The 21,379-nt window shown below is 70.4% G+C and carries 16 protein-coding genes; 13 read left to right on the plus strand and 3 right to left on the minus strand.

Going from position 1 to position 21,379, the window contains the following annotated elements:
- The first annotated feature begins 146 nt into the window (after nucleotides 1-146).
- The 8 genes from infC to M1E25_RS06800 all read left to right on the plus strand — a co-directional run bounded on the left by infC (nucleotide 147) and on the right by M1E25_RS06800 (nucleotide 7,970).
- Entirely contained in the window at nucleotides 147-761 is a 615-nt protein-coding gene (gene infC, locus M1E25_RS06765) for a translation initiation factor IF-3 (RefSeq protein WP_251411376.1), read from the plus strand.
- Between the two features lie 114 nt (nucleotides 762-875).
- Nucleotides 876-1,070, plus strand: a complete 195-nt coding sequence (rpmI, locus tag M1E25_RS06770; protein ID WP_251411198.1) for a 50S ribosomal protein L35 — start codon at nucleotides 876-878, stop codon at nucleotides 1,068-1,070.
- Nucleotides 1,071-1,192: 122 nt separating this feature from the next.
- Nucleotides 1,193-1,576: a 50S ribosomal protein L20 gene (gene rplT, locus M1E25_RS06775; protein WP_251411203.1), complete on the plus strand. Its 384-nt coding sequence runs from the start codon at nucleotides 1,193-1,195 to the stop codon at nucleotides 1,574-1,576.
- Nucleotides 1,577-1,720: 144 nt separating this feature from the next.
- Nucleotides 1,721-2,575 (plus strand): TrmH family RNA methyltransferase, encoded by an 855-nt coding sequence (locus M1E25_RS06780; RefSeq protein ID WP_251411206.1) that lies wholly within the window; start codon nucleotides 1,721-1,723, stop codon nucleotides 2,573-2,575.
- A 38-nt stretch (nucleotides 2,576-2,613) separates the two neighbouring features.
- A complete protein-coding gene (locus tag M1E25_RS06785; RefSeq protein WP_251411209.1) occupies nucleotides 2,614-3,738 on the plus strand; it encodes a sensor histidine kinase in 1,125 nt (374 codons plus the stop codon).
- Between the two features lie 174 nt (nucleotides 3,739-3,912).
- Nucleotides 3,913-5,058: a phenylalanine--tRNA ligase subunit alpha gene (pheS, locus tag M1E25_RS06790; RefSeq protein ID WP_251411212.1), complete on the plus strand. Its 1,146-nt coding sequence runs from the start codon at nucleotides 3,913-3,915 to the stop codon at nucleotides 5,056-5,058.
- A complete protein-coding gene (gene pheT / locus M1E25_RS06795; RefSeq protein ID WP_251411215.1) occupies nucleotides 5,058-7,586 on the plus strand; it encodes a phenylalanine--tRNA ligase subunit beta in 2,529 nt (842 codons plus the stop codon). Before pheS ends, pheT begins: the two co-directional genes overlap by 1 nt.
- Nucleotides 7,587-7,829: 243 nt before the next feature.
- The gene (locus M1E25_RS06800) at nucleotides 7,830-7,970 is read left to right on the plus strand and encodes a hypothetical protein (RefSeq protein ID WP_251411218.1); all 141 of its coding nucleotides are present in this window, start codon (nucleotides 7,830-7,832) and stop codon (nucleotides 7,968-7,970) included.
- 184 nt (nucleotides 7,971-8,154) lie between these two features.
- Here M1E25_RS06800 and M1E25_RS06805 read toward each other — a convergent pair whose 3' ends face one another.
- On the minus strand, nucleotides 8,155-10,044 hold the full coding sequence (locus M1E25_RS06805; RefSeq protein WP_251411222.1) for a SpoIIE family protein phosphatase: 1,890 nt from the start codon (nucleotides 10,042-10,044) through the stop codon (nucleotides 8,155-8,157).
- A gap of 103 nt (nucleotides 10,045-10,147) precedes the next feature.
- On the opposite strand from M1E25_RS06805, the gene M1E25_RS06810 reads away from it, so the two are divergent.
- The 3 genes from M1E25_RS06810 (at nucleotide 10,148) to M1E25_RS06820 (ending at nucleotide 15,669) form a co-directional block, all read left to right on the plus strand.
- Nucleotides 10,148-14,464: a HAMP domain-containing protein gene (locus tag M1E25_RS06810; protein WP_251411225.1), complete on the plus strand. Its 4,317-nt coding sequence runs from the start codon at nucleotides 10,148-10,150 to the stop codon at nucleotides 14,462-14,464.
- Nucleotides 14,461-15,168, plus strand: coding sequence for a response regulator (locus M1E25_RS06815; RefSeq protein ID WP_251411227.1), 708 nt, complete (start codon nucleotides 14,461-14,463; stop codon nucleotides 15,166-15,168). Before M1E25_RS06810 ends, M1E25_RS06815 begins: the two co-directional genes overlap by 4 nt.
- Before the next feature lie 321 nt (nucleotides 15,169-15,489).
- Entirely contained in the window at nucleotides 15,490-15,669 is a 180-nt protein-coding gene (locus M1E25_RS06820; RefSeq protein WP_251411230.1) for a hypothetical protein, read from the plus strand.
- Between the two features lie 125 nt (nucleotides 15,670-15,794).
- Here the strand turns inward: M1E25_RS06820 and M1E25_RS06825 are convergent, their stop codons facing one another.
- Entirely contained in the window at nucleotides 15,795-16,652 is an 858-nt protein-coding gene (locus M1E25_RS06825) for a 3-hydroxybutyryl-CoA dehydrogenase (protein ID WP_251411233.1), read from the minus strand.
- Nucleotides 16,653-16,834: 182 nt separating this feature from the next.
- Here M1E25_RS06825 and M1E25_RS06830 point away from each other — a divergent pair, with 182 nt between their 5' ends.
- Complete coding sequence (locus M1E25_RS06830; RefSeq protein WP_251411236.1) at nucleotides 16,835-18,076, plus strand: glycoside hydrolase family 10-like protein; 1,242 nt, start codon at nucleotides 16,835-16,837, stop codon at nucleotides 18,074-18,076.
- Between the two features lie 51 nt (nucleotides 18,077-18,127).
- Here M1E25_RS06830 and M1E25_RS06835 read toward each other — a convergent pair whose 3' ends face one another.
- Nucleotides 18,128-18,328, minus strand: coding sequence for a DUF1918 domain-containing protein (locus M1E25_RS06835; protein ID WP_251411239.1), 201 nt, complete (start codon nucleotides 18,326-18,328; stop codon nucleotides 18,128-18,130).
- 251 nt (nucleotides 18,329-18,579) lie between these two features.
- On the opposite strand from M1E25_RS06835, the gene M1E25_RS06840 reads away from it, so the two are divergent.
- A complete protein-coding gene (locus tag M1E25_RS06840) occupies nucleotides 18,580-21,342 on the plus strand; it encodes a discoidin domain-containing protein (RefSeq protein WP_251411242.1) in 2,763 nt (920 codons plus the stop codon).
- The last annotated feature ends 37 nt before the right edge of the window (nucleotides 21,343-21,379 follow it).

Genomic DNA, 21,379 nt, shown 5'->3' on the forward strand with positions numbered 1-21,379 from the left:
CGGCGAGCCGTGGCGGTGTTCCCGGTACACGAGGAGCCCCGCCTGTGTTCGTTCGGGGCTTTTTTGCGCCTCGGTGCGGTGGTCGACAGAACAGACGTTACGCGGCTGTCCGCCAGGCGGTCGCGTGGTGCAACCGAGGAGGCCCCATCAGCGCCGAGCCCCGCATCAACGACCGGATCCGAGTTCCCGAGGTGCGACTCGTGGGTCCCAGTGGCGAGCAGGTCGGTATCGTGCCGCTCGCCAAGGCACTGGAACTCGCGCAGGAGTACGACCTCGACCTGGTCGAGGTCGCGGCGAACGCCCGTCCGCCCGTGTGCAAGCTCATGGACTACGGGAAGTTCAAGTACGAGTCGGCCATGAAGGCCCGTGAGGCGCGCAAGAACCAGGCGCACACGGTCATCAAGGAGATGAAGCTCCGGCCGAAGATCGACCCGCACGACTACGACACCAAGAAGGGTCACGTCGTCCGGTTCCTCAAGCAGGGCGACAAGGTCAAGATCACGATCATGTTCCGTGGTCGCGAGCAGTCGCGGCCGGAGCTGGGCTTCCGGTTGCTGCAGCGTCTGGCGGAGGACGTCCAGGATCTCGGGTTCGTCGAGTCGAACCCGAAGCAGGACGGCCGCAACATGATCATGGTCCTCGGTCCGCACAAGAAGAAGACCGAGGCGATGGCCGAGGCCCGTGAGGCACAGGCGGCCCGCAAGGCCGAGCGCAACGGCGGCGCGACGGGCGACCCCGTCGAGGAGCCTGCCGACGCGTGACGCCGGGCCGCAGATCCCGCACGGGGATCGCCCGAGACAACCGACACACCTGACGCCCCCGCATGCCGGTCCCCGGACCGCAGGGGGCGCCACCGACGAGGAGAGTACGGCGCGATGCCGAAGAACAAGTCGCACAGTGGTGCCAGCAAGCGCTTCAAGATCACTGGCTCGGGCAAGGTGATGCGCGAGCGTGCCGGCAAGCGCCACCTGCTCGAGCACAAGTCGTCCAAGCTGACGCGCCGCCTCACCGGCTCGACGGAGATGGCTCCGGCCGACGCCAAGAAGATCAAGAAGCTTCTCGGCAAGTGAGGCCGGTGCCCCGCACCTCCGCGCGAGGTGGGAACGGGGCATCCGTCCGACACCGGGACCCGTTCGTTTCCGGGCCGGGTGCGTCGAAGCGCCGACGCCGGCCCCGTACAAGGAGTTAACAAGTGGCACGCGTCAAGCGGGCGGTCAACGCCCACAAGAAGCGCCGGGCGATCCTCGAGCAGGCCAGCGGTTACCGCGGCCAGCGGTCGCGTCTGTACCGCAAGGCCAAGGAGCAGGTCACCCACTCCCTGGTCTACAACTACAACGACCGCAAGAAGCGCAAGGGCGATTTCCGTCAGCTGTGGATCCAGCGGATCAATGCCGCTGCCCGCGCCAACGGCATCACCTACAACCGCTTCATCCAGGGTCTGAAGGCCGCCAACATCGAGGTGGACCGCAAGATGCTGGCGGAGCTCGCGGTGAACGACACCAACGCCTTCGCCGCCCTCGTCGAGGTGGCGCAGAAGGCGCTGCCGAGCGACGTCAACGCCCCGAAGGCCGCCTGATCACAGCCTTCCGAGGACAGACACGGACCCGCAGGCCCAGCCTGCGGGTCCGCTTCCGTCTGCCCGCCCGCCGGCGGCCCGTCGGGCACCGCACCCCCGGAACCGCAGCCCCAGTGCCGCCATCACAGAATCGAGCCGCCGCTCATGGGAACGCCCGAGCCGATCTCTCCGCGGTCCGCGCGCGTCACCGCCGCCCGGCGTCTGGTGAAGCGCAACTTCCGTGCCAAGGAAGGCCTGTTCATCGCCGAGGGCCCACAGGCCGTCCGGGAGGCGGTCGAGCACCGCAGTGGCGAGAGGCCCACCCTCGTCGAACTCTTCACCACGGCGGAGGCCGCGGACCGGTACGCGGGCATCGTCGAAGCAGCGCGTGCCACGGGGGCCCGGGTGCACATCGCGGATGAGGACGTCATCGCCGGCATCTCGCAGACCGTCACCCCGCAGGGCATCCTCGGCGTCTGCCGCTTCCTGGACTCCCCGTTCGAGGAGATCCTTGCCGCCCGGCCGCGCCTGGTCGCCGTCCTCGCCCACGTACGGGACCCCGGAAACGCCGGGACCGTGCTGCGCTGCGCCGACGCCGCGGGAGCCGATGCCGTGATCCTCACCGACGCCTCGGTGGACCTCTACAACCCGAAGGCCGTCCGCGCCTCGGTGGGGAGCCTGTTCCACCTGCCGGTGGCCGTGGGCGTGCCGGTCCACGAGGCCGTGCGCGGGCTGCGGGGCGCCGGCGTCCGGGTGCTGGCGGCCGACGGCGCGGGTGAGCGGGACCTCGACACCGAGCTCGACGAGGGGAGCCTGGCGCGTCCCACGGCCTGGGTCTTCGGGAACGAGGCCTGGGGGCTTCCGGAGGAAACGCGCGCCCTCGCGGACGACGTGGTGCGGGTTCCGATCCACGGCCGGGCCGAAAGCCTCAACCTCGCCACCGCCGCGGCAGTGTGCCTCTACACCTCCGCCCGTGCGCAGCGTGCATCCGGAGGGTGTCGTTCCGTGACGTCCGCCTAGTAGGATCCCTACCCCGGGGCAGGGGGAGGGGGCACGAGATGAGGGTGGGGACGTCCGGACGCAGTACGCCCGGCCCGGACCCGCAGCTTTGCTGCTCCGCGCCCTTCAACGGCTCCGGACTGCGGCCCGACGATCTGCCGGACGCCCTCGTCGTCGCCGACGAGACCGGCACCGTGGTCGTCTTCAACACCGCGGCAGCCAGGATCACCGCCAGACCCGCCACCGAGGCCGTCGGCCTCCCCCTCGAGCGGGCCCTGCCGCTCGAGGACCTCGAAGGACGTCGCTGGTGGGATCTCACCGATCCCTACCGCGGGCTGAACATCCGGCTCGGCCACCCCGAACGGAACCTCCTGCTTCCCGGCGGACGCGAGGTCATGGTCTCCGCCCGGTACGTCCGCGCCTATCCGACCGGGCCCGTCCAGCGGGTGGTCGTGATGCTGCGCGGGACCGAGGCCCGCCGGCGGACCGAGCGCAGCCACGCCGAGCTCATCGCCACGGTCGCCCATGAACTGCGGTCACCGCTCACCTCGGTGAAGGGCTTCACGGCCACCCTCCTCGCCAAGTGGGAGCGGTTCACCGACGACCAGAAGCGGCTGATGCTCGAGACGGTCAACGCGGACGCCAACCGCGTCACCCGCCTCATTGCCGAACTGCTCGACATCTCCCGTATCGACTCGGGCCGACTGGAGGTGCGGCGCCAGCCCGTGGACATGGCCGCGGCGGTCCAGCGGCACGTCAACGCGCAGACCGGGGCGGGCCACAGCGCCGACCGGTTCCGGGTGCACGTCGCCGGTCCGCTGCCGGACCTGTGGGCCGATCCCGACAAAGTGGACCAGGTACTGGGCAACCTGCTGGAAAATGCCGTGCGCCACGGCGAGGGAACCGTCACCATCGACGTGGCACCCGACCCCATCGCCGGAACGGCAGAAGGAACATCGGTCACCGTGAGCGACGAAGGACCCGGCATCCCCGAGGAGTCGATGAGCCGCGTCTTCACCCGCTTCTGGCGCGGCTCCAAGCGCGGCGGCACCGGGCTCGGGCTCTACATCGTCAAGGGGATCGTCGAGGCGCACGGCGGGACCATCGCGGTCGGCCGGGCCCCCGCCGGCGGCGCACAGTTCCGATTTACCCTGCCCGTGGGCACGCCGGCCTTCATGGCCTGAAGCGGTCCACGGGCGCCCCGTGACGCTCACACCTGCTCCGAGCCCCGTAGACTCGGCCTCCGGCACCTTCGGCAGCCGCGCCGCCGAGTGGGGCCTCGCGCTCGGCCTCCGCCGGACACCGCGGAACCGAGGCGAAGGGGAGCGCAGCCAGCCAACCGGAAAACACGGGAAGAGATGTCGGCACCGAATAAGTCGTACGACCCTGTCGAGGTCGAGGCACTGAAACCCGAAGAGATCACCCGCATGCGGGACGAGGCGCTGGCCGCCTTCGCCGCGGCCGACGACCTCGAGGAACTGCGCGAGGTGAAGGTCGCCCACACCGGCGACCGCTCGCCGCTGGCCCTCGCCAACCGCGAGATCGGGGCCCTCCCGCCGCACGCCAAGGCAGACGCCGGCAAGCGCGTCGGGGGAGCCCGCGGCGAGGTCGGCCGGGCCCTGAAGGTCCGGCAGGAGGAGCTCGAGGCGGAGCGCGACGCACGCGTCCTGGTGGAGGAGGCGGTGGACGTCACCCTGCCCCACGACCGGGCTCCGGCCGGGGCACGCCATCCGCTGACGACCCTTTCCGAGCGCATCGAGGACATCTTCGTGGCCATGGGCTACGAGGTGGCCGAGGGCCCCGAGATCGAGGCCGAGTGGTTCAACTTCGACGCGCTCAACTTCCCGCCGGACCACCCGGCGCGCGCGATGCAGGACACCTTCTTCGTGGCCGGACCGGACACAGCCGCCGGCAGGGGCGCGACGAAGCAGACCGAGACCGGCATCGTCCTGCGCACCCACACCTCGCCGGTGCAGATCCGCTCCATGCTGGACCGTGAGCCGCCGCTGTACGTCGTCTGCCCGGGCCGGGTCTACCGGACCGACGAGCTCGACGCGACCCACACCCCCGTCTTCACCCAGGTCGAGCTGCTCGCCGTCGACGAGGGACTGACGATGGCCGACCTCAAGGGGACCATGGACCACATGGTCCAGGCCCTGTTCGGCGAGGGGACCAGGACCCGGCTGCGGCCGAACTTCTTCCCGTTCACCGAGCCGTCCGCCGAGATGGACATGCAGTGCTACGTCTGCCGGGGCGATTCGGTCGGCAACCCCGACCGGCCCTGTCGCACCTGCAGCAGCGAGGGCTGGATCGAGCTGGGCGGCTGCGGCATGGTCAACCCGCGGGTGCTGACCGCCTGTGGCGTGGACCCGGACAAGTACAGCGGATTCGCCTTCGGGTTCGGCATCGAACGGATGCTGATGTTCCGCCACAACGTCGAGGACATGCGAGACATGGTCGAGGGTGACGTGCGCTTCACCCGGCCTTTCGGGATGGAGATCTGATGCGGGTCCCGCTTTCCTGGCTGCGGGAGTACGTCGACCTGCCGGCCGGGCAGACCGGTCGTGACGTACAGGCCAAACTCATCGAGGCGGGCCTCGAGGTCGAGGCTGTCGAGCAGCTCGGCGCCGGCCTCAAGGGGCCGCTGGTGGTCGGCGAGGTGCTGGCCGTCGAGGAGCTCACGGAGTTCAAGAAGCCCATCCGCTACTGCCAGGTGGACGTCGGCGACGCCAACGGCACCGGCGAACCGCAGAACATCGTGTGCGGTGCGCGGAACTTCGCCGTGGGCGACAAGGTCGTCGTGGTCCTGCCCGGGGCGGTGCTGCCCGGTGACTTCGCCATCTCCGCGCGCAAGACCTACGGCAAGACCTCCGAGGGCATGATCTGCTCGGCGAGCGAGCTGGGCATGTCCGACGAGCACGACGGCATCATCGTCCTCCCCGGTGAGCACGAGCCGGGGACCGACGCCATCGAACTGCTCGAACTCGTCGACGAGGTCCTGGACATCGCCGTCACGCCGGACCGCGGATACTGCCTCTCCCTGCGCGGCGTTGCCCGGGAGGCGGCCACCGCGTACGGCCTGACGCTGCGCGACCCGGCACTGCTCGACGTGCCCGCGCCCAACAGCCACGGCCACCCCGTCGAGATCGCCGATGCCGAGGGCTGCAGCCGCTTCACCGCCCGAACGGTCACCGGTCTCGCCCCGGAGGCCCACTCCCCGCTCTGGCTGCAGCGCCGGCTGCAGAAGGCGGGCATGCGGCCGGTCTCGCTCGCCGTCGACATCACCAACTACGTGATGCTCGAGGTCGGCCAGCCACTGCACGCCTACGACCGCTCCCGGATCCAGGGGGCGATCGGCGTGCGCCGGGCACAGCCGGGCGAGAAGCTCGTCACCCTCGACGGCGCCAAGCGCGTGCTCGACGCCGAGGACCTCGTCATCACCGACGCAGGCGGGCCTATCGGTCTGGCCGGGGTCATGGGCGGCGCCGGCACCGAGATCGCCGGCACGGGGGACGTCCCGCCGGATGCGGCCGCGGGCACCACCGAGGTGGTGATCGAGGCCGCATGGTTCGACCCGGTCTCCATCGCCAGGACCGGGCGCCGCCACAAGCTCTCCTCGGAGGCCGCCAAGCGCTTCGAGCGGGGCGTCGACCCGCAGGCCGGACCGGCTGCCGCACAGCGGGCCGTCGACCTCCTCGTGCTGCTCGCGGGCGGGACGGCGGACGCCGGTGTCACCGTCGCCGGTGCGCCGCCGCAGCCGCGGACGGTCACCGTTGCGGCCGATCACCCCGACCGGATCGCCGGTGTCGCCTACGGCCGGGAGACGGTCGTCCGCCGGCTTCGGCAGGTCGGGTGCGAGGTGCAGGGCACGGACACGCTCACGGTCACGGTGCCGAGCTGGCGGCCCGACCTCACCGACCCGAACGACCTCGCCGAAGAGGTCATCCGGCTCGAGGGCTACGAGAACCTCCCTTCCACGCTGCCGCGCCCGCCCGCGGGCCAGGGGCTGACCGCACGCCAGCGGCTGCACCGCAGGGTGGGCCGGGCGCTGGCCGGAGCCGGATACGTCGAGGCGCTCAACTACCCGTTCATCGGCGAGACGGTCCTCGACCAGCTCGGTATCGAGGCGGGCGACGAGCGGCGCAGCGTCGTGACGCTGGCCAACCCGCTCTCGGACACCGAGCCGGCGATGCGCACCACCCTGCTGCCGGGTCTTCTCGCCGCGCTGCGCCGCAACCACAGCCGCGGCGAGCACGACCTCGCGCTGTTCGAGACGGGGCTGGTGTTCCGTCCCGACGGCCGGGACCCGTCGGCGGCGTCGGTCCGTCTGCCGGTCGACCGCCGGCCCGACGCGGACGAACTGACCGCGCTCGACGCCGCGCTTCCCCGGCAGCCCCGCCGGGTGGCCGTCGCACTGGCCGGTTCCCGGGAGCAGGCAGGCTGGTGGGGCCGGGGCCGGCCGGCACTCTGGGCCGATGCGGTCGAGGCGGCCCGTACCGTGGCCCGGGAGGCCGGGGTGCGGCTGATCGTCCGTCAGGGACAGCTGGCGCCGTGGCATCCGGGGCGCTGTGCGGCCCTGCTCGCCGAGGTGAACGGTGCGGAGGTGCTCCTCGGCCACGCCGGAGAGCTGCACCCGCGCGTCGTCAAGGCGCTCGGTGTTCCGGAGCGCACCTGTGCGATGGAGCTCGAGCTGGACGTCCTGGAAGAGGCTGCAGGAGGGCCGGTGCCTGCGCCGCGGGTGTCCGCCTTCCCGGTCGCCACGCAGGACGTAGCACTGGTCGTGGACTCCTCCGTCCCCGCCGAGCGGGTCGAGGCGGCGCTGACCGCCGGTGCGGGTGAGCTCCTCGAGTCCCTGCGGCTGTTCGACGTGTTCTCCGGGGCGCAGATCGGCGAGGGCCGGAAGTCGCTCGCGTACGCGCTGCGCTTTCGCGCCCACGACCGGACGCTGACCGTGGATGAGGCGTCCGCCGCGCGCGACGCCGCCGTTGCGGCCGCCGCGGCCGAGACGGGCGCGGTCCTGCGCGGCACCTGACCGGGAGTCGGGTCCGCTGGACCTCAGCACGAGGGGCGCACACCGCATGATGGTGTGCGCCCCTCTGCTTTCCCGTGAACTCTGTTGCGTATATGCCCCGTCCCGATCGGGTGATGAGTGCACGTTGTGCGTCGGTCGGGGGTAGCGGCTCGCGACGACCGAGCCTCCCGGACGGCCGGTCCCGTCACCGGCGGGGCCGACCCCGCGGAGGGGCCGGATGCGTGGCACGAGCAGATGTCGGGCATGACCCGCACCAGCGTGGACGGCGCACCCACGGTTGTCCGGCGTGCGCTGCGTGTGCTCGGTACCGCCCTTCCGGGCATCTGGATCGTGTCCGCACACGGCCGGTTCTTCCCGCTGCTCCCGTGCTCGCCGACGCCGTGACAGGCGGGGAACGAACCGGCGCCGAAGCGGCTCCAGCCGCGGCCGAGCGGGTGGCACGGGCGCTCATGACGCACACGGGCGGGCGGCTCGCCGACGACGTCGCCCTCGTCCTGCTGCGCAACGACCGGGCCTGGCGCGGGACCGTGTCACGGCCGGGGAGACCGGGCCGAGCCTGGCCCGGTGATCAGCTCGCGTCGCCGGCCCAGTCGACCGCCTGCGCCGGGCCCTGCACCCGGGCCCGGGCCGGGACGGGCACCGCCTGGAGCACCAGCACCGCCAGGTCGTCGTCCACAGGGCCGGTGTCGAAATCGTGCGCAGCCTGCCGTACCCGCTCGGCGACGCCTCGGGCGGCGAGGCCCACGCAGTCGCGCAGCACCTCCGCGAGGCCGTCGTCGTCATCCAGCTGCCGGGCTCCGCTGCGCCGCTCGGTCACGCCGTCGGTGACGCACAGCAGCGTCTCGCCCACGCCGAGATGGAAGGAGTCGGTGGTGTAGGTGGCGTCCGCGTCGATTCCGAGCAGCATCTGCGGATGGGCTGCGGTGCCGACCGTCCCGTCGCTCGACAGCAGCAGCGGCAGCGGATGACCCGCGCTGGCCAGGGTGCAGCGTGCACCGGCACGGGCGGGGTCGGTCTCCAACTCCCCGTAGAGCAGGCTCAGGAAGCGCGGCCGGGCCTGTTCGCCGCTGATCTGCACTGCCTCGACGCTCTCCTCGGCCATGGCCGTGTTCAGCCGGGTCAGCAGCGACTCCACGCCGTGACCCTCGCGGGCGAGCAGACGGACGAGGTGCCGGGCGAAGCCGGTGACGGACATCGCCTCGGCGTCGTGTCCCGAGACGTCGCCGAGCAGAAAGGACCAACGGTTCTCGCCGATGGGGAAGACGTCGTAGAAGTCGCCGCCGACCGTCTGGTCCTCGCCGTGCGGTTCGTAGACGACGGCAGTGTCCACGCCCGGGATGCTGGCGATGGAGGCGGGCAGCTGCTTGCGCTGGAGCGCCCGGCTGATGGTGGTCTGCCGGGTGTACTGGCGGGCCGTGACGATCGCCTGGGCCACGCGGCGGGCGACGTCCTCGGCAAGGCGGGCCACCCCGGGGGCGATCTGCACAGTTCCGGCCCGACCGAGGAGAAGTACGCCGTACTGGCGTCCTCCGGTCGTCAGGGAGCAGGCCAGTGCGGAGCCGCCGCGGTTCTCGCCGTCCGGTATGGACGGCCAGGGCCAGGGCTGGCCCCTGGCGCCGAGCCGGGCGGGCGGTGGTGACGCCTCCAGGGCCCGGCGCAGGACGTCGATGTGCTGCTCGTCGGCGTGCCACACCCGCGAGAGCCGCATCCCGCCGCCCTCCGTGGACAACCACACGCCGCACCAGTCGGCGAGTCGCGGCACGAGCAGCTGGGCGGCGAGGGCGGCCACCATGTCCTCGTCGAGCTGGCCTGCGAGGAGCTCACCGGCCTCGGCCAGATAGGACGGACCGGCCCGGTCGACCCACTCCGTGAATCCGCTCTCCCGGTCGGGCAGTTCGGTCGCGGGCTGTTGCTCGCCGATGTGCAGCTCGTGGTGGAGCGCCCTTTCGGCGGGTTCGGCCGGGGGCGCGGCGGCCTCGCGCATGGCCTCGATCCGGAACCACACGGCCTTCTGGGTGCGCCGATAGGTCACGCCCCACGACTCGGCGCGGGCGCCGACCAGCCGCAGACCCTTGCCGTACCAGTCGTGCCGGGTGTCCTTGGACTTGTGCACCATGCGGGAAGGGTGCTGGTCGGCGACCTCGACGACGACGTGCATCGGACCGCTCTCCTCCGCGGTGGCGTCCGCGGAGGGTTTCGGGGCCGCCTGGAGGACGCAGACCACTTCGATCTCGGTGCCGGCGTGGAGGACGGCGTTGGTCACCAGCTCGCTCACCAGCAGCGCGGCGTCGTCGACGGCCCGCCGGCTGATCTTCTTCCAGGCGGGCATGGAGGGCGAGCTCCAGTCCTCGAGAGCGTCACGCACGAAGGCGCGGGCCGCCGGGGCGGCGGTGTCGTTCGCGGGCAGATGGGTCCGGGCCACGAACTCTCGCGGCTGCGATGCCAGCGACCACCCCACGTCCGCCTCCCTTCTCCGCCTGCGCTCCGGCTTCTCGACCGGTAGATGTAACATACTTTACGACGGAAGTACCTGTATGCCCCGATTGCCGAAAATGGTAGACATGGCACTCGACCCGGCCCCTTCTGAACCTCACCCCAGCGCACCGCCGGCCCAGGACGGGCAGTGGGTGCACGTGGCGGAACTGCGACCTCTCCTCGCCGCGATGAACTCCCTGTGCGACGGCGACTTCACCGTGCGTGCGGGTGGTGGGAGCGAGGGCGTCGTCGCCGAGATGGCAGGGGTCTTCAACCAGATAGTGGCGCGCAATGCCCACCTGGTGTCCGAGTTGCAGGGGGTGCGCCGCGAAGTCGTGCGCCAGGGCCGGATGGATGCCCGCCTGGCCGCCAGCCCCGGGCTCGGCTCGTGGACGGCGGGCGTCGACGCGGCGAACCAGCTCGTGGAAGCCCTCGTGGGTCCGGTGGCCAGCGCTACCCGGGTGCTCGACGCCGTTGCCGCCGGGGATCTGTCACAGCGGGTGGACCTGCACGACGGCAACCGGCAGATCCGCGGGGACCTGAGCAGACTGGGGCGGGTCGTCAACCGGACCGTGGACCAACTGAACCAGTTCACCGGTGAGTTGACCCGAATGGCGCGGGAGGTCGGAACCGAGGGGCGGCTCGGCGTACAGGCCAACGTGCAGGGCCTCAGCGGCGATTGGCGTCAGGTCACGGGCGCCGTCAGCGCCATGGCCTCGCGTCTCACCGCCCAGGTGCGCGACATCGCCGAGGTGACCACCGCGGTGGCACGCGGTGACCTGACCCAGCAGGTGACCGTCGAGGCCAGCGGCGAGTTGCTGGAGCTGAAGCTGACCGTGAACACCATGGTCGACCAGCTGCGGGCCTTCGCGGACGAGGTGACGCGGGTGGCGCGGGAGGTCGGCACCGAGGGCAGGCTCGGCGGACGCGCTCAGGTGCCCGGCGTCTCGGGCGTCTGGAAGAACCTCACCGACAACGTCAACTTCATGGCCTCGAACCTGACGTCGCAGGTCCGCAACATCGCGCAGGTGACCACCTCGGTCGCCAACGGCGATCTCAGCCAGAAGATCACCGTGGACGCCCAGGGGGAGATACTCCAGCTCAAGAGCACCGTGAACACGATGGTCGATCAGCTCTCCGGTTTCGCGGACGAGGTGACGCGGGTGGCGCGGGAGGTCGGCACCGAGGGCAGGCTCGGCGGACGCGCCCAGGTGCGCGGGGTGTCGGGGGTGTGGAAGGACCTCACCGAGAACGTCAACTTCATGGCGGACAACCTGACGTCGCAGGTCCGCAACATCTCCCAGGTCGCCAGCGCCGTCGCCGAGGGCGACCTCGCCAAGACCATCACCGTGGACGCCAAGGGCGAGATCCTCGAACTGAAGACGACCATCAACACGATGGTTGCCCAGTTGTCGGCGTTCTCCTCCGAGGTGACGCGGGTGGCGCGGGAGGTCGGCACCGAGGGAAACCTGGGCGGGCAGGCCCAGGTGCGCGGGGTGTCGGGGGTGTGGAAGGACCTCACCGAGAACGTCAACTTCATGGCCCTCAACCTGACGTCGCAGGTGCGCAACATCGCCCAGGTGACCACCTCGGTCGCCAACGGCGACCTCTCCAAGAAGATCGACGTGGATGCGCGGGGCGAGATCCTCGAGCTGAAGAGCACGATCAACACCATGGTCGACCAGCTGCGGGCCTTCGCCGACGAGGTGACCAGGGTCTCCCGCGAGGTCGGCACCGAGGGAAACCTGGGCGGGCGCGCCAAGGTGCGCGGGGTGTCGGGGGTGTGGAAGGACCTCACCGACAACGTCAACTTCATGGCCGACAACCTGACGTCGCAGGTGCGCAACATCGCCCAGGTCGCGACGGCCGTGGCGCAGGGCGACCTGTCGAAGAAGATCGACGTGGATGCGCGGGGCGAGATCCTCGAGCTGAAGAGCACGATCAACACCATGGTCGACACGCTGTCCTCCTTCTCCTCCGAGGTGACCCGGGTGGCGCGGGAGGTCGGCAGCGAGGGCCGGCTCGGCGGTCAGGCGCGCGTCGAGGGCGTCTACGGCACCTGGAAGCGTCTGACCACGAGTGTGAACGAACTCGCCCTCAACCTGACCACGCAGGTCCGCGCCATTGCGGAGGTGGCCAGGTCGGTCACTCAGGGGGACATGTCGGGCTCGATCTCCGTGGAGGCCCAGGGCGAGGTCGCGGAGCTGAAGAACAACATCAACCTGATGGTGACCAACCTCCGGGAGACCACCCGGGCGAAGGACTGGCTGGAGTCGAACCTGACCCGTATCGCCGGTCTCATGCAGGGGCACCGCGATCTGGTCGAGGTCGCCGACCTGATCCTGCGCGAGCTGACACCGCTGGTGAACGCCCAGTTCGGTGCCTTCTTCCTGGCCGAGGCGGGTGCCAGGCCCGGCGAGGGGCTCGAGTTCATCGCCGGCTACGCGGCCGACGGCGAGGGCACCCTGCCGAGCCCCGGAACGCCGGGCCGCGGGCTCATTGCGCAGGCGGCCCTGGAGAAGCGGCGCATTCTCGTCTCCGAGGTGCCGCCCGACTACATCACCATCAAGTCCGGTCTGGGATCGGCTCTTCCGGCCAGCGTCGTCATTCTGCCGATCCTCTTCGAGGACCAGGTGCTGGGTGTGATCGAGCTCGCCTCCTTCGGCAGGTTCAACGAGGTCCACCTCGCCTTCATCGACCAGTTCGTCACCACGATCGGTGTCTCGATCAACACCATCATCGCCAACTCCCGCACGGAGGCTCTGCTTTCGGAGTCCCAGCGGCTCACCGCCGAGCTGCGCCAGCGGTCCGAGGAGCTGCAGCGGTCCAATGCCGCCCTGGAGGAGAAGGCGTCGCTTCTGGCGACCTCGTCGCAGTACAAGTCCGAGTTCCTGGCGAACATGTCGCACGAACTGCGGACCCCGCTCAACTCCCTGCTGATCCTGGCCCGGTTGCTCGCCGACAACCAGGACAAGCGGCTGTCCGAGCAGGAAGTGCAGTTCGCCGCCACCATCCACCAGTCGGGTTCCGATCTGCTCCAGCTCATCAACGACATCCTCGATCTGTCCAAGATCGAGGCCGGCCGCATGGACGTCCGTCCGAAACCGCTGCCGCTGGTGAAGCTGCTGGACTACGTGCAGTCCACTTTCCGGCCGGTGGCCAAGGACCGCGGGCTGGCCTTCGACATCACGGTGGGGGAGGACGTCCCGCGCGAACTGGTCTCGGACGAGCAGCGGATCCAGCAGATCCTGCGCAACCTGCTCTCCAACGCGGTGAAGTTCACCTCCTCCGGCGGCGTGGAACTCCGGGTGGAGCGCGTCCGGGACATGGACTTCGAAGAGGACGGGCTGCGCTATGCCGAAGCGGTCATTGCCTTCTCGGTGAAGGACACCGGGATCGGCATACCGCCCGAGAAGCTCACGCTCATCTTCGACGCCTTCCAGCAGGCCGACGGCACCACCAGCCGCAACTTCGGCGGCACCGGCCTGGGGCTGTCGATCAGCCGTGAGATCGCGGGGCTCCTCGGCGGACGCATCACGGCACAGAGCGAACGCGGCGTGGGGTCGGTGTTCACCCTCTATGTGCCCTCGCGTCACACCGCCGCCGTCACGGAGGACCAGGACGAACGGCACGGGGCCCCGGAACAGCAGGCGCCGACCGTCCACGGCGAGGACGGTCGGCAGCCCCTGGCCGGCGGCTCCGCGGCGCCGGAACTCGCGGCGGCGGAGGGGAGCGCGACCGCGACGCCGACCCTCCCCGGGCAGCCCGGGCCGCCGGGCCGGAACGGCGACGCGCCGACCCCGCTGCCCCCGCTGCACGCCGAGAACACGGCGGTCGGCGAGGACGAGGAGCCCAGTGGAATCACCGGCCTGGACGAGGACAGGAGCTGGCCCGAGACAAGCCGGCTCTCCGACTGGCAGAGCGGGCGCCCCAGCCGCCTGTTGTCGGGGCGCACCATCCTCATCGTCGACGACGACATCCGGAACGTCTTCGCGCTCACCCACGTGCTGGGAAGGGTCGGGATGCGGGTGAAGTACGCCGAGAACGGCCGGGAGGGGATCGAGGTCCTCGACCGATCGCCCGAGGTGTCCCTGGTGCTGATGGACATCATGATGCCCGAAATGGATGGTTATGAGACTATGCAGGCGATCCGGAAGGCTCCGCGCTTCGCCGGGCTTCCGATCGTCGCGCTCACGGCCAAGGCCATGCCGGGCGACCGCGAGAAGGCCCTGGCCAGCGGTGCCTCCGGGTACGTGCCCAAGCCCGTCGACGTCGACCGCCTGCTCACGACCGTCTGCGATCTGCTCGAGCCGGAGGAGAGCCCGCCGCCGGACCGCCCGAACACCGCCGGAATCCCGTTCGCCGAGCATGGCGACGACGACCCGCCCAGGCAGGAGACATGAGCGCAGCCGCCGACAAGTCCAGCATCCTCATCGTCGACGACATGGAGGCCAACCTCGTCGCGCTCCAGGCCGTCCTCAGCTCGCTGGACCAGAATCTCGTCACCGCGCGGTCCGGGGAGGAAGCGCTGAAAGCCATGCTGCGCGAGGAGTTCGCAGTCGTACTGCTCGACGTGTCGATGCCCGGCATGGACGGCTTCGAGACCGCCGCCAACATCAAACGCCTGGACCAGACCAAGGACGTGCCGGTCATCCTGCTGACCGGGGCCGACGCCGAGTCCGACTACGTGTACCGCGGATACGCCGTCGGTGCGGCCGACTTCCTGACCAAGCCCATCGACCCCTGGCTGCTGCGCACGAAGGTGAACATCTTCCTCGAGTTGCACCGCAAGAACGTCCAACTGGCCGCACAGGCCGATCAGTTGCGGCGACTGCTGGTGGGAGAGGGCAAGCCGGTGCCTCCGGAGGCCGTCACGGGCACGGGGGCGAAGCCGCCCTCGGCCGCCGTCGCCACGCCCTCGGGCCGCCCCCCGTCGGCAGGCTCCGGGGCCGGGGAAACCCGCGCTGTGACGGAGATCTCCGAACAGCTGGCCCAGATCGAGCTGCAGCTGCGCGAAGCGAAGGGAGACGAGGCGACGGCGCTCGCGGACCGGGTCGCAGCCCTCGAGCGCGCCATCGACCGCCTGAAGGCGCCGGACGGGACCTGACCCGACCGGCCGTGCGCCCCTCGCACATGAAGAACCGCCGTGTGCGGCGCGGCGGTCCAGCGCCGCGCCGCACACGGCGGCCTCACGGTTGTATCGCGACGGCACGCGCCCGCCCAAATCGGCGGGCGCGCCGCGGGCCGTTCGGCGGTCCGGTGTCCGGCCCGCGCCGGATCGCCCGCTGCCCGGTCCTCACACGGAAGACGACGGATCCGCGGCGCTCGTGCGGGGCCGCGTACGGTCCGGTAGGGCGATGTTCGTCACAGATCCTCAACAACGCCGCCACGGCGACTGATTGTCATAGCTCGGTCCTATGATCAGGTCATGCCCGAGTCTCCCCGCACTGTCCCGGTGCGCCTGTCTGCCGAGGATTTGAACCAGCAGATCCGTGACCTGGTCACGCGTGCAGACGGTCGGTTGTCACCGCGGGACCACCGTGAGTATCAGCGACTCGTCGTCGCCTGGGCGGCGGCCTCGCGCGGCGAGGTCATCGAGGCTGCCTGACGGCCGGCGCAACGACTGGTCACCCCGCCGCGCCGCACCCGCGCACGTGCCGGAAAACGACGAACCGGGCCCGCCCCCCCCGCCGAGGGGACGGGCCCGGTTCCATGTGCCGGAAGCCCGTCCGGTCAGTACGTGTAGAAGCCCGAGCCGGTCTTGCGGCCGAGGCGTCCGGCGTCGACCATCCGCTGGAGCAGCGGGGGAGCGGCGTACAGCGCTTCCTTGTACTCGTGGTACATGGAGTCGGCCACCGACGCTACCGTGTCGAGGCCGATCAGGTCCGACAGTTTGAGTGGGCCCATCGGGTGGGCGCAGCCCATCTCCATGCCGTTGTCGATGTCCTCGCGGCTCGCGATGCCGGATTCGAACATGCGGATCGCGGAGAGCAGATACGGGATCAGCAGGGCGTTGACGACGAAGCCGGAGCGGTCCTGGGCACGGATGGCGTGCTTGTCCAGCACCTGGGTGACCAGAGCCTCGGCGCGCTTGATCGTCTCGTCGCTCGTGGTGAGCGCCGGGATCAGCTCGACGAGCTTCTGCACGGGCGCGGGATTGAAGAAGTGGATGCCGATCACATGATCCGGCCGGGAGGTGGCCACGGCCAGCTTGACGAGAGGGATGGACGAGGTGTTCGACGCGAGGATCGCGTCAGGCCTCGTCATGACCCGGTCGAGTATCTGGAAGATCTCGGTCTTGACCTGCTCGTTCTCGACGACGGCCTCGATCACGAGGTCACGGTCGGCGAACTCGCCCAGGTCCGTGGTGAAGCTCAGCCGGGCGAGCGTCGCGTCCCGCTCCTCCTGCGCGATCTTGCCCCGCTCCACCGCCTTGTCCAGGGAGTTCGTCAGACGGGTGCGGCCGATCTCCAGGGCCTCGCCGGTGGTCTCGGCGACCACGATCTCCAGACCGGAGCGGGCGCACACCTCGGCGATCCCCGCGCCCATCTGGCCGCAGCCCACCACTCCGACGCGTTCGATGTCGGTCACATCGTGCCTTTCGCTGATCTTCATCGGCCGGCAAGCGGCGGTATGTCTTCCGCTTGTGGCGGTCGACCTGCGCATGCCTCGGCCCCAGACGTTACTCCGAAGCGCGGTGTGGCACGGGGGGTGGGGCGGGCATGCTCTGCGAGTGGAGCAAAACGGACGGGAAGAACCGGTGGGGGTGCCGCATGGCAGCAGTCACACGGCGGGTCTTCACGATCGCCGCGACCGCGGTGGTCTGCGGACTGACGGCTGCGGACACGGCGGCCGCGCAGCCGAGGGGGCCACAGGGGCGCCCGGTCCGGCAGTTCCGGGGGATGTGGCTGGCGACGGTCGCCAACCGGGACTGGCCCTCCGTCCGGGGCCTCCCGGAGGCCGACCAGCAGGCCGAGCTCATCGGATTCCTGGACACGGCGGTCGAACGGCGGTTGAACGCGGTCGTCCTCCAGGTCCGCCCCACGGCCGACGCGTTCTGGCCGTCACCGTTCGAGCCGTGGTCGGAGTACCTCACCGGGCAGCAGGGGGCCGACCCCGGATGGGACCCTCTCGGCTTCGCCGTCGCCGAGGCGCACCGGCGTGGTCTCGAACTTCACGCATGGTTCAATCCGTACCGGATCGCCAACCACGCGGATCCCGGCAGGCTCGTCCCCGAACATCCGGCCCGGCAGCACCCGGAGTGGGTGGTGACCTACGGCGGGAAGTTGTACTACAACCCCGGTCTGCCGGCCGTCCGGCGCTTCGTCCAGAACTCCATGCTCGTCGCCGTCCGGCGTTACGACATCGATGCGGTGCACTGGGACGACTACTTCTATCCGTATCCCGTCGCCGGCCAGGTCTTCGACGACGACGCCGCATGGCACGAGTACGGTGAGGGCCGTTTCCCCGACCGGGCCTCCTGGCGGCGGGACAACATCGACCGGCTCGTGCGGGAGACGGCCGCACGGATCAGGAGGACCGGACCCCGGGTGCGGTTCGGGATCAGCCCGTTCGGCGTATGGCGCAACGCCGCCACCGACCCCGAAGGCTCCGACACCCGGGCGGGAGTCCAGACCTACGACGACCTGTATGCCGACACCCGGACCTGGGTGCGCCGGGGCTGGATCGACTACGTGGTCCCGCAGGTGTACTGGAACATCGGGTTCCCCGCCGCGGACTACGCGGCCCTGGTGCCCTGGTGGTCGGACGTGGTCAGTGGCACGGGCGTGAGACTGTACATCGGCGAGGCGCTGTACAAGGCCGGTGACCCCGCACAGCCGCCGGCCTGGCAGGACCCGGCCGAACTCTCCCGACACCTCACGTTCTGCGCGGACTTCCCGCAGGTACGGGGCAACGTCTTCTTCTCGGCGAAGGAAGTGGCCGCCGACCGCAACGGGGCCATGACCCGGGTGGTCGCCGACCACTATCCGACGCGTGTCCGGCCTCCGCACTGAGCGGACGGGCCGGCGGCGGGTGCTGCGCCGCCTCCGCCCGGCTCCGGTTCGCTACCCGCCGACCGCGTCCCGGTGCTGCACCACCGCATCGGGGCCCGGGGAGACCAGGCATTCCTTTCCGTCGTCCTCGAAGCGCACCCGGTACGGCGGCTGACCGTTCCGTCCCAGCACTTCAATGATCTTCGCGTGCCGGTCGTGATGCCCGACCGTCCTGCCGTGCACCAGCAGTTCGTCGCCCACTTTCGCTTCCATCCGCGGTGACCTCCAGTCGGGAGAGGCAGACTGCAGCTCTTGAGCTGGGTCGCATCGGCGTTCGTGCCTGTGCGGCCAGTTTATGGCGGGATGCACCGTATCTGCCTTGTGAGCGCACATCGGCTTGTCAGGACGGTTTTTGACTCCCACATTCGTTCAAATATTGAACGCATAACCTGAGGCCGTTGACGTGTTGTGTTCAGATTTTTATGGTCGCTGAGTCCTTCCCTCGATCACGGGCACGGAGAACGATGTCGTACTCCCCACGGCTGGTCGCCTCGCTCCTCGCAGCCGTCCTCGCCGCAACCCTCCCGCCGGCCACAGCCGTCGGCGACGCCGCCCCGGGCCGAGGAGGGCCGCCGACAGCGCACTCCGGCGACGATCCGTGCCCGGCCGGCAGCCGGGACCGCGGCGCCTCCCCATCCGGGTGGGAACTGTCGACCACCCGCCCCGACCAGGAGGATGCCTCCCACGCCTACGTCGGCAACGGATACCTGGGGCAGCGCGTGCCGCCGAACGGCACGGGCTACACCCGGTCGGACCGGAAGACGGGATGGCCGCTCTTCACGCCCGGCTACGACGGATCCTTCGTCTCCGGCCTGTACGCGCACGACAAGAAGACCGCCGAGAACCGGCAGGCCGTCGCCGCGATCCCCAACTGGTCCACGCTGGCCGTCCGCGTCGGCGAGGAGACGTTCGACTCCTCTGCACCCGTCACCCGGATCTCCGACTACCGGCAGTCGGTCCACCTCCGGTGCGGCATCGTCCGCACCTCCCTGACCTGGAGGACCGCCGACGGCCGTGCGACGGATCTCGTCTACGACGTCCTCGCCGACCGCAACAACGAGCACGCCGCGGCAGTGCGCATGCGCATGACCCCGCACTGGAGCGGCGAGACCCGGGTCGCCGACAGCATCGACGGCCGAGCGGCCCGTCGCGTGACCGGGACCGGCGGAGGGGCGAAGCCCGGCCGGACCATCGACGTCGCCTTCCGCACCCACGGGACCAAGACCGACGGTGCGGTGGCCTCCACGCTGCGCACCGGCCCGAACGTCCACGCCGAGAACGGCCGACGCGCCGCATCGGCACGTGACATGAATGCCCGTCAGGAAGTGGGCTTCCCGGTCCGCGCGGGCCGCACCTACGACATCACCAAGTACGTCGGTGTGGACACGGGCCTCACCTCCGGTGCGCCGGAGAAGTCCGCCGTCGCGGCATCGAGGAGTTCCGCCGACCGGGGCTGGCCCGCCTTGTTCTCGGCCCACGCCACGGCCTGGCGGAAGTTGTGGCGCAGCGACATCGAGGTGCCCGGACGGCCGGAGATCCAGAAGTGGCTCCGCTCGTCGCGCTACGGCTTGCTGTCGAGCATGCGCCGCGGCGCCGGCAACAGCATCGCACCGGCCGGTCTGACCAGCGACAACTATGCCGGCGAGGTGTTCTGGGACGCCGAGACGTGGATGTTCCCGAGCCTGCTGGCATCCGATCCCGAGCTGGCCAGGTCCGTCGTGGACTACCGCTACCGCACCCGCACGGCCGCCCGTGCCAATGCTGAGAAGCTCGGCCACAAGGGCCTGTTCTACGCGTGGACCAGTGGCGGCAGGGGCGACCTGTGGAAGGAGTGCCACAGCTGGGAACCGCCGCACTGCCGCACCCAGAACCACCTGCAGAGCGACATCGCCCTCGCGGTGTGGCAGTACTACCAGGCGACCGGCGATACGAAGTGGCTGCGCAGCCGCGGCTGGCCGGTGCTGAAGGGCATCGCGGAGTTCTGGGCCCACCGGGCGAACCGGAACGAGGACGGCAGCTACTCCGTCAAGAACGTCGCCGGTCCCGACGAGTACAGCAACGGCGTGGACGACGGGGTGTTCACCAACGCCGGCGCCGCCACCTCGCTGCGCAACGCCACCCGTGCGGCCAGGCTGCTCGGTGAGGACGTCCCCGAGGCGTGGTCAAGGGTCGCGGACGGTCTGCGGATCCCGTACGACAAGGACAAGGGGGTCTTCCGCCAGTACGACGGCTACAAGGGCTCGATGATCAAGCAGGCCGACACGGCTCTGCTCATGTACCCGCTGGAGTGGCCCATGTCGCGGGGTGCGGCGACACGCACGCTCGACTACTACGCGGCCCGGACGGACCCGGACGGGCCGGCGATGACGGACTCCGTACACGCCATCGACGCGGCCATGACCGGTGAGGCCGGCTGCTCGACGTACACCTACCTCATGCGGTCCGCGAAGCCGTTCTTCCGTGGCGACTTCGCCCAGTTCTCCGAGGCCCGCGGCGACAAGGCCGGGGCGGCGGACCCGCACGCGGGTACTCCCGCTCAGGACTTCCTCACCGGCAAGGGCGGTTTCCTTCAGGTGTTCACCAACGGGCTGACCGGTATGCGCTGGCGCGGGGACGCCGTACACCTCGATCCGCTGCTACCGCCCCAGATGAAGGACGGGGTCGAGTTGAGGGGCCTGCACTGGCAGGGCAGGACGTTCGACGTCGAGATCGGACAGCGCACCACCACGGTGCGGCTCACCGACGGGAAGCCCTTCGAGGTGGAGAGTCCCCAGGGCCGCCGTACCGTCGGCGAGACCGCGCCGGCCGTCCTCGAGACCCGTCGCCCCGACCTCGCGCCGACCGGCAACCTGGCCCGCTGCCGCACGGCATCGGCGGGTTCGGAGGAGCCCGGGATGTATGCCGGCGCGGCCGTGGACGGCAGCGGTGCCACGTCGTGGACGCCCGACCGGCGGCAGGACCGCCTGCGCGTCGATCTCGGCGGCCCCGTCCGCATCGAGCGGATTGCTCCGGAATGGACGAAGCCACGTCCGGGCTCGTACCGGCTCCAGACCTCCGTCGACGGAAAGCACTGGCGGACTGTCGAGGCCGAGAGCGGTTCGGGAGAGCTGCGGCGGCCGGTGCCGGCCCGCTACGTGCGGGTCGCCGTGCGCGGTGCCGAGGCCGATGATCATCCGGGTATCGCGGAACTCGTGGTCGACCGTGCCGGTGGAGGCAGCGGCAGGTGATCGGCCGCCCGCCCGAGGGCGCTTGCGCGAAGTCGGT

The organism is Streptomyces meridianus (genome assembly GCF_023703325.1).
GTDB lineage: Bacteria > Actinomycetota > Actinomycetes > Streptomycetales > Streptomycetaceae > Streptomyces > Streptomyces meridianus.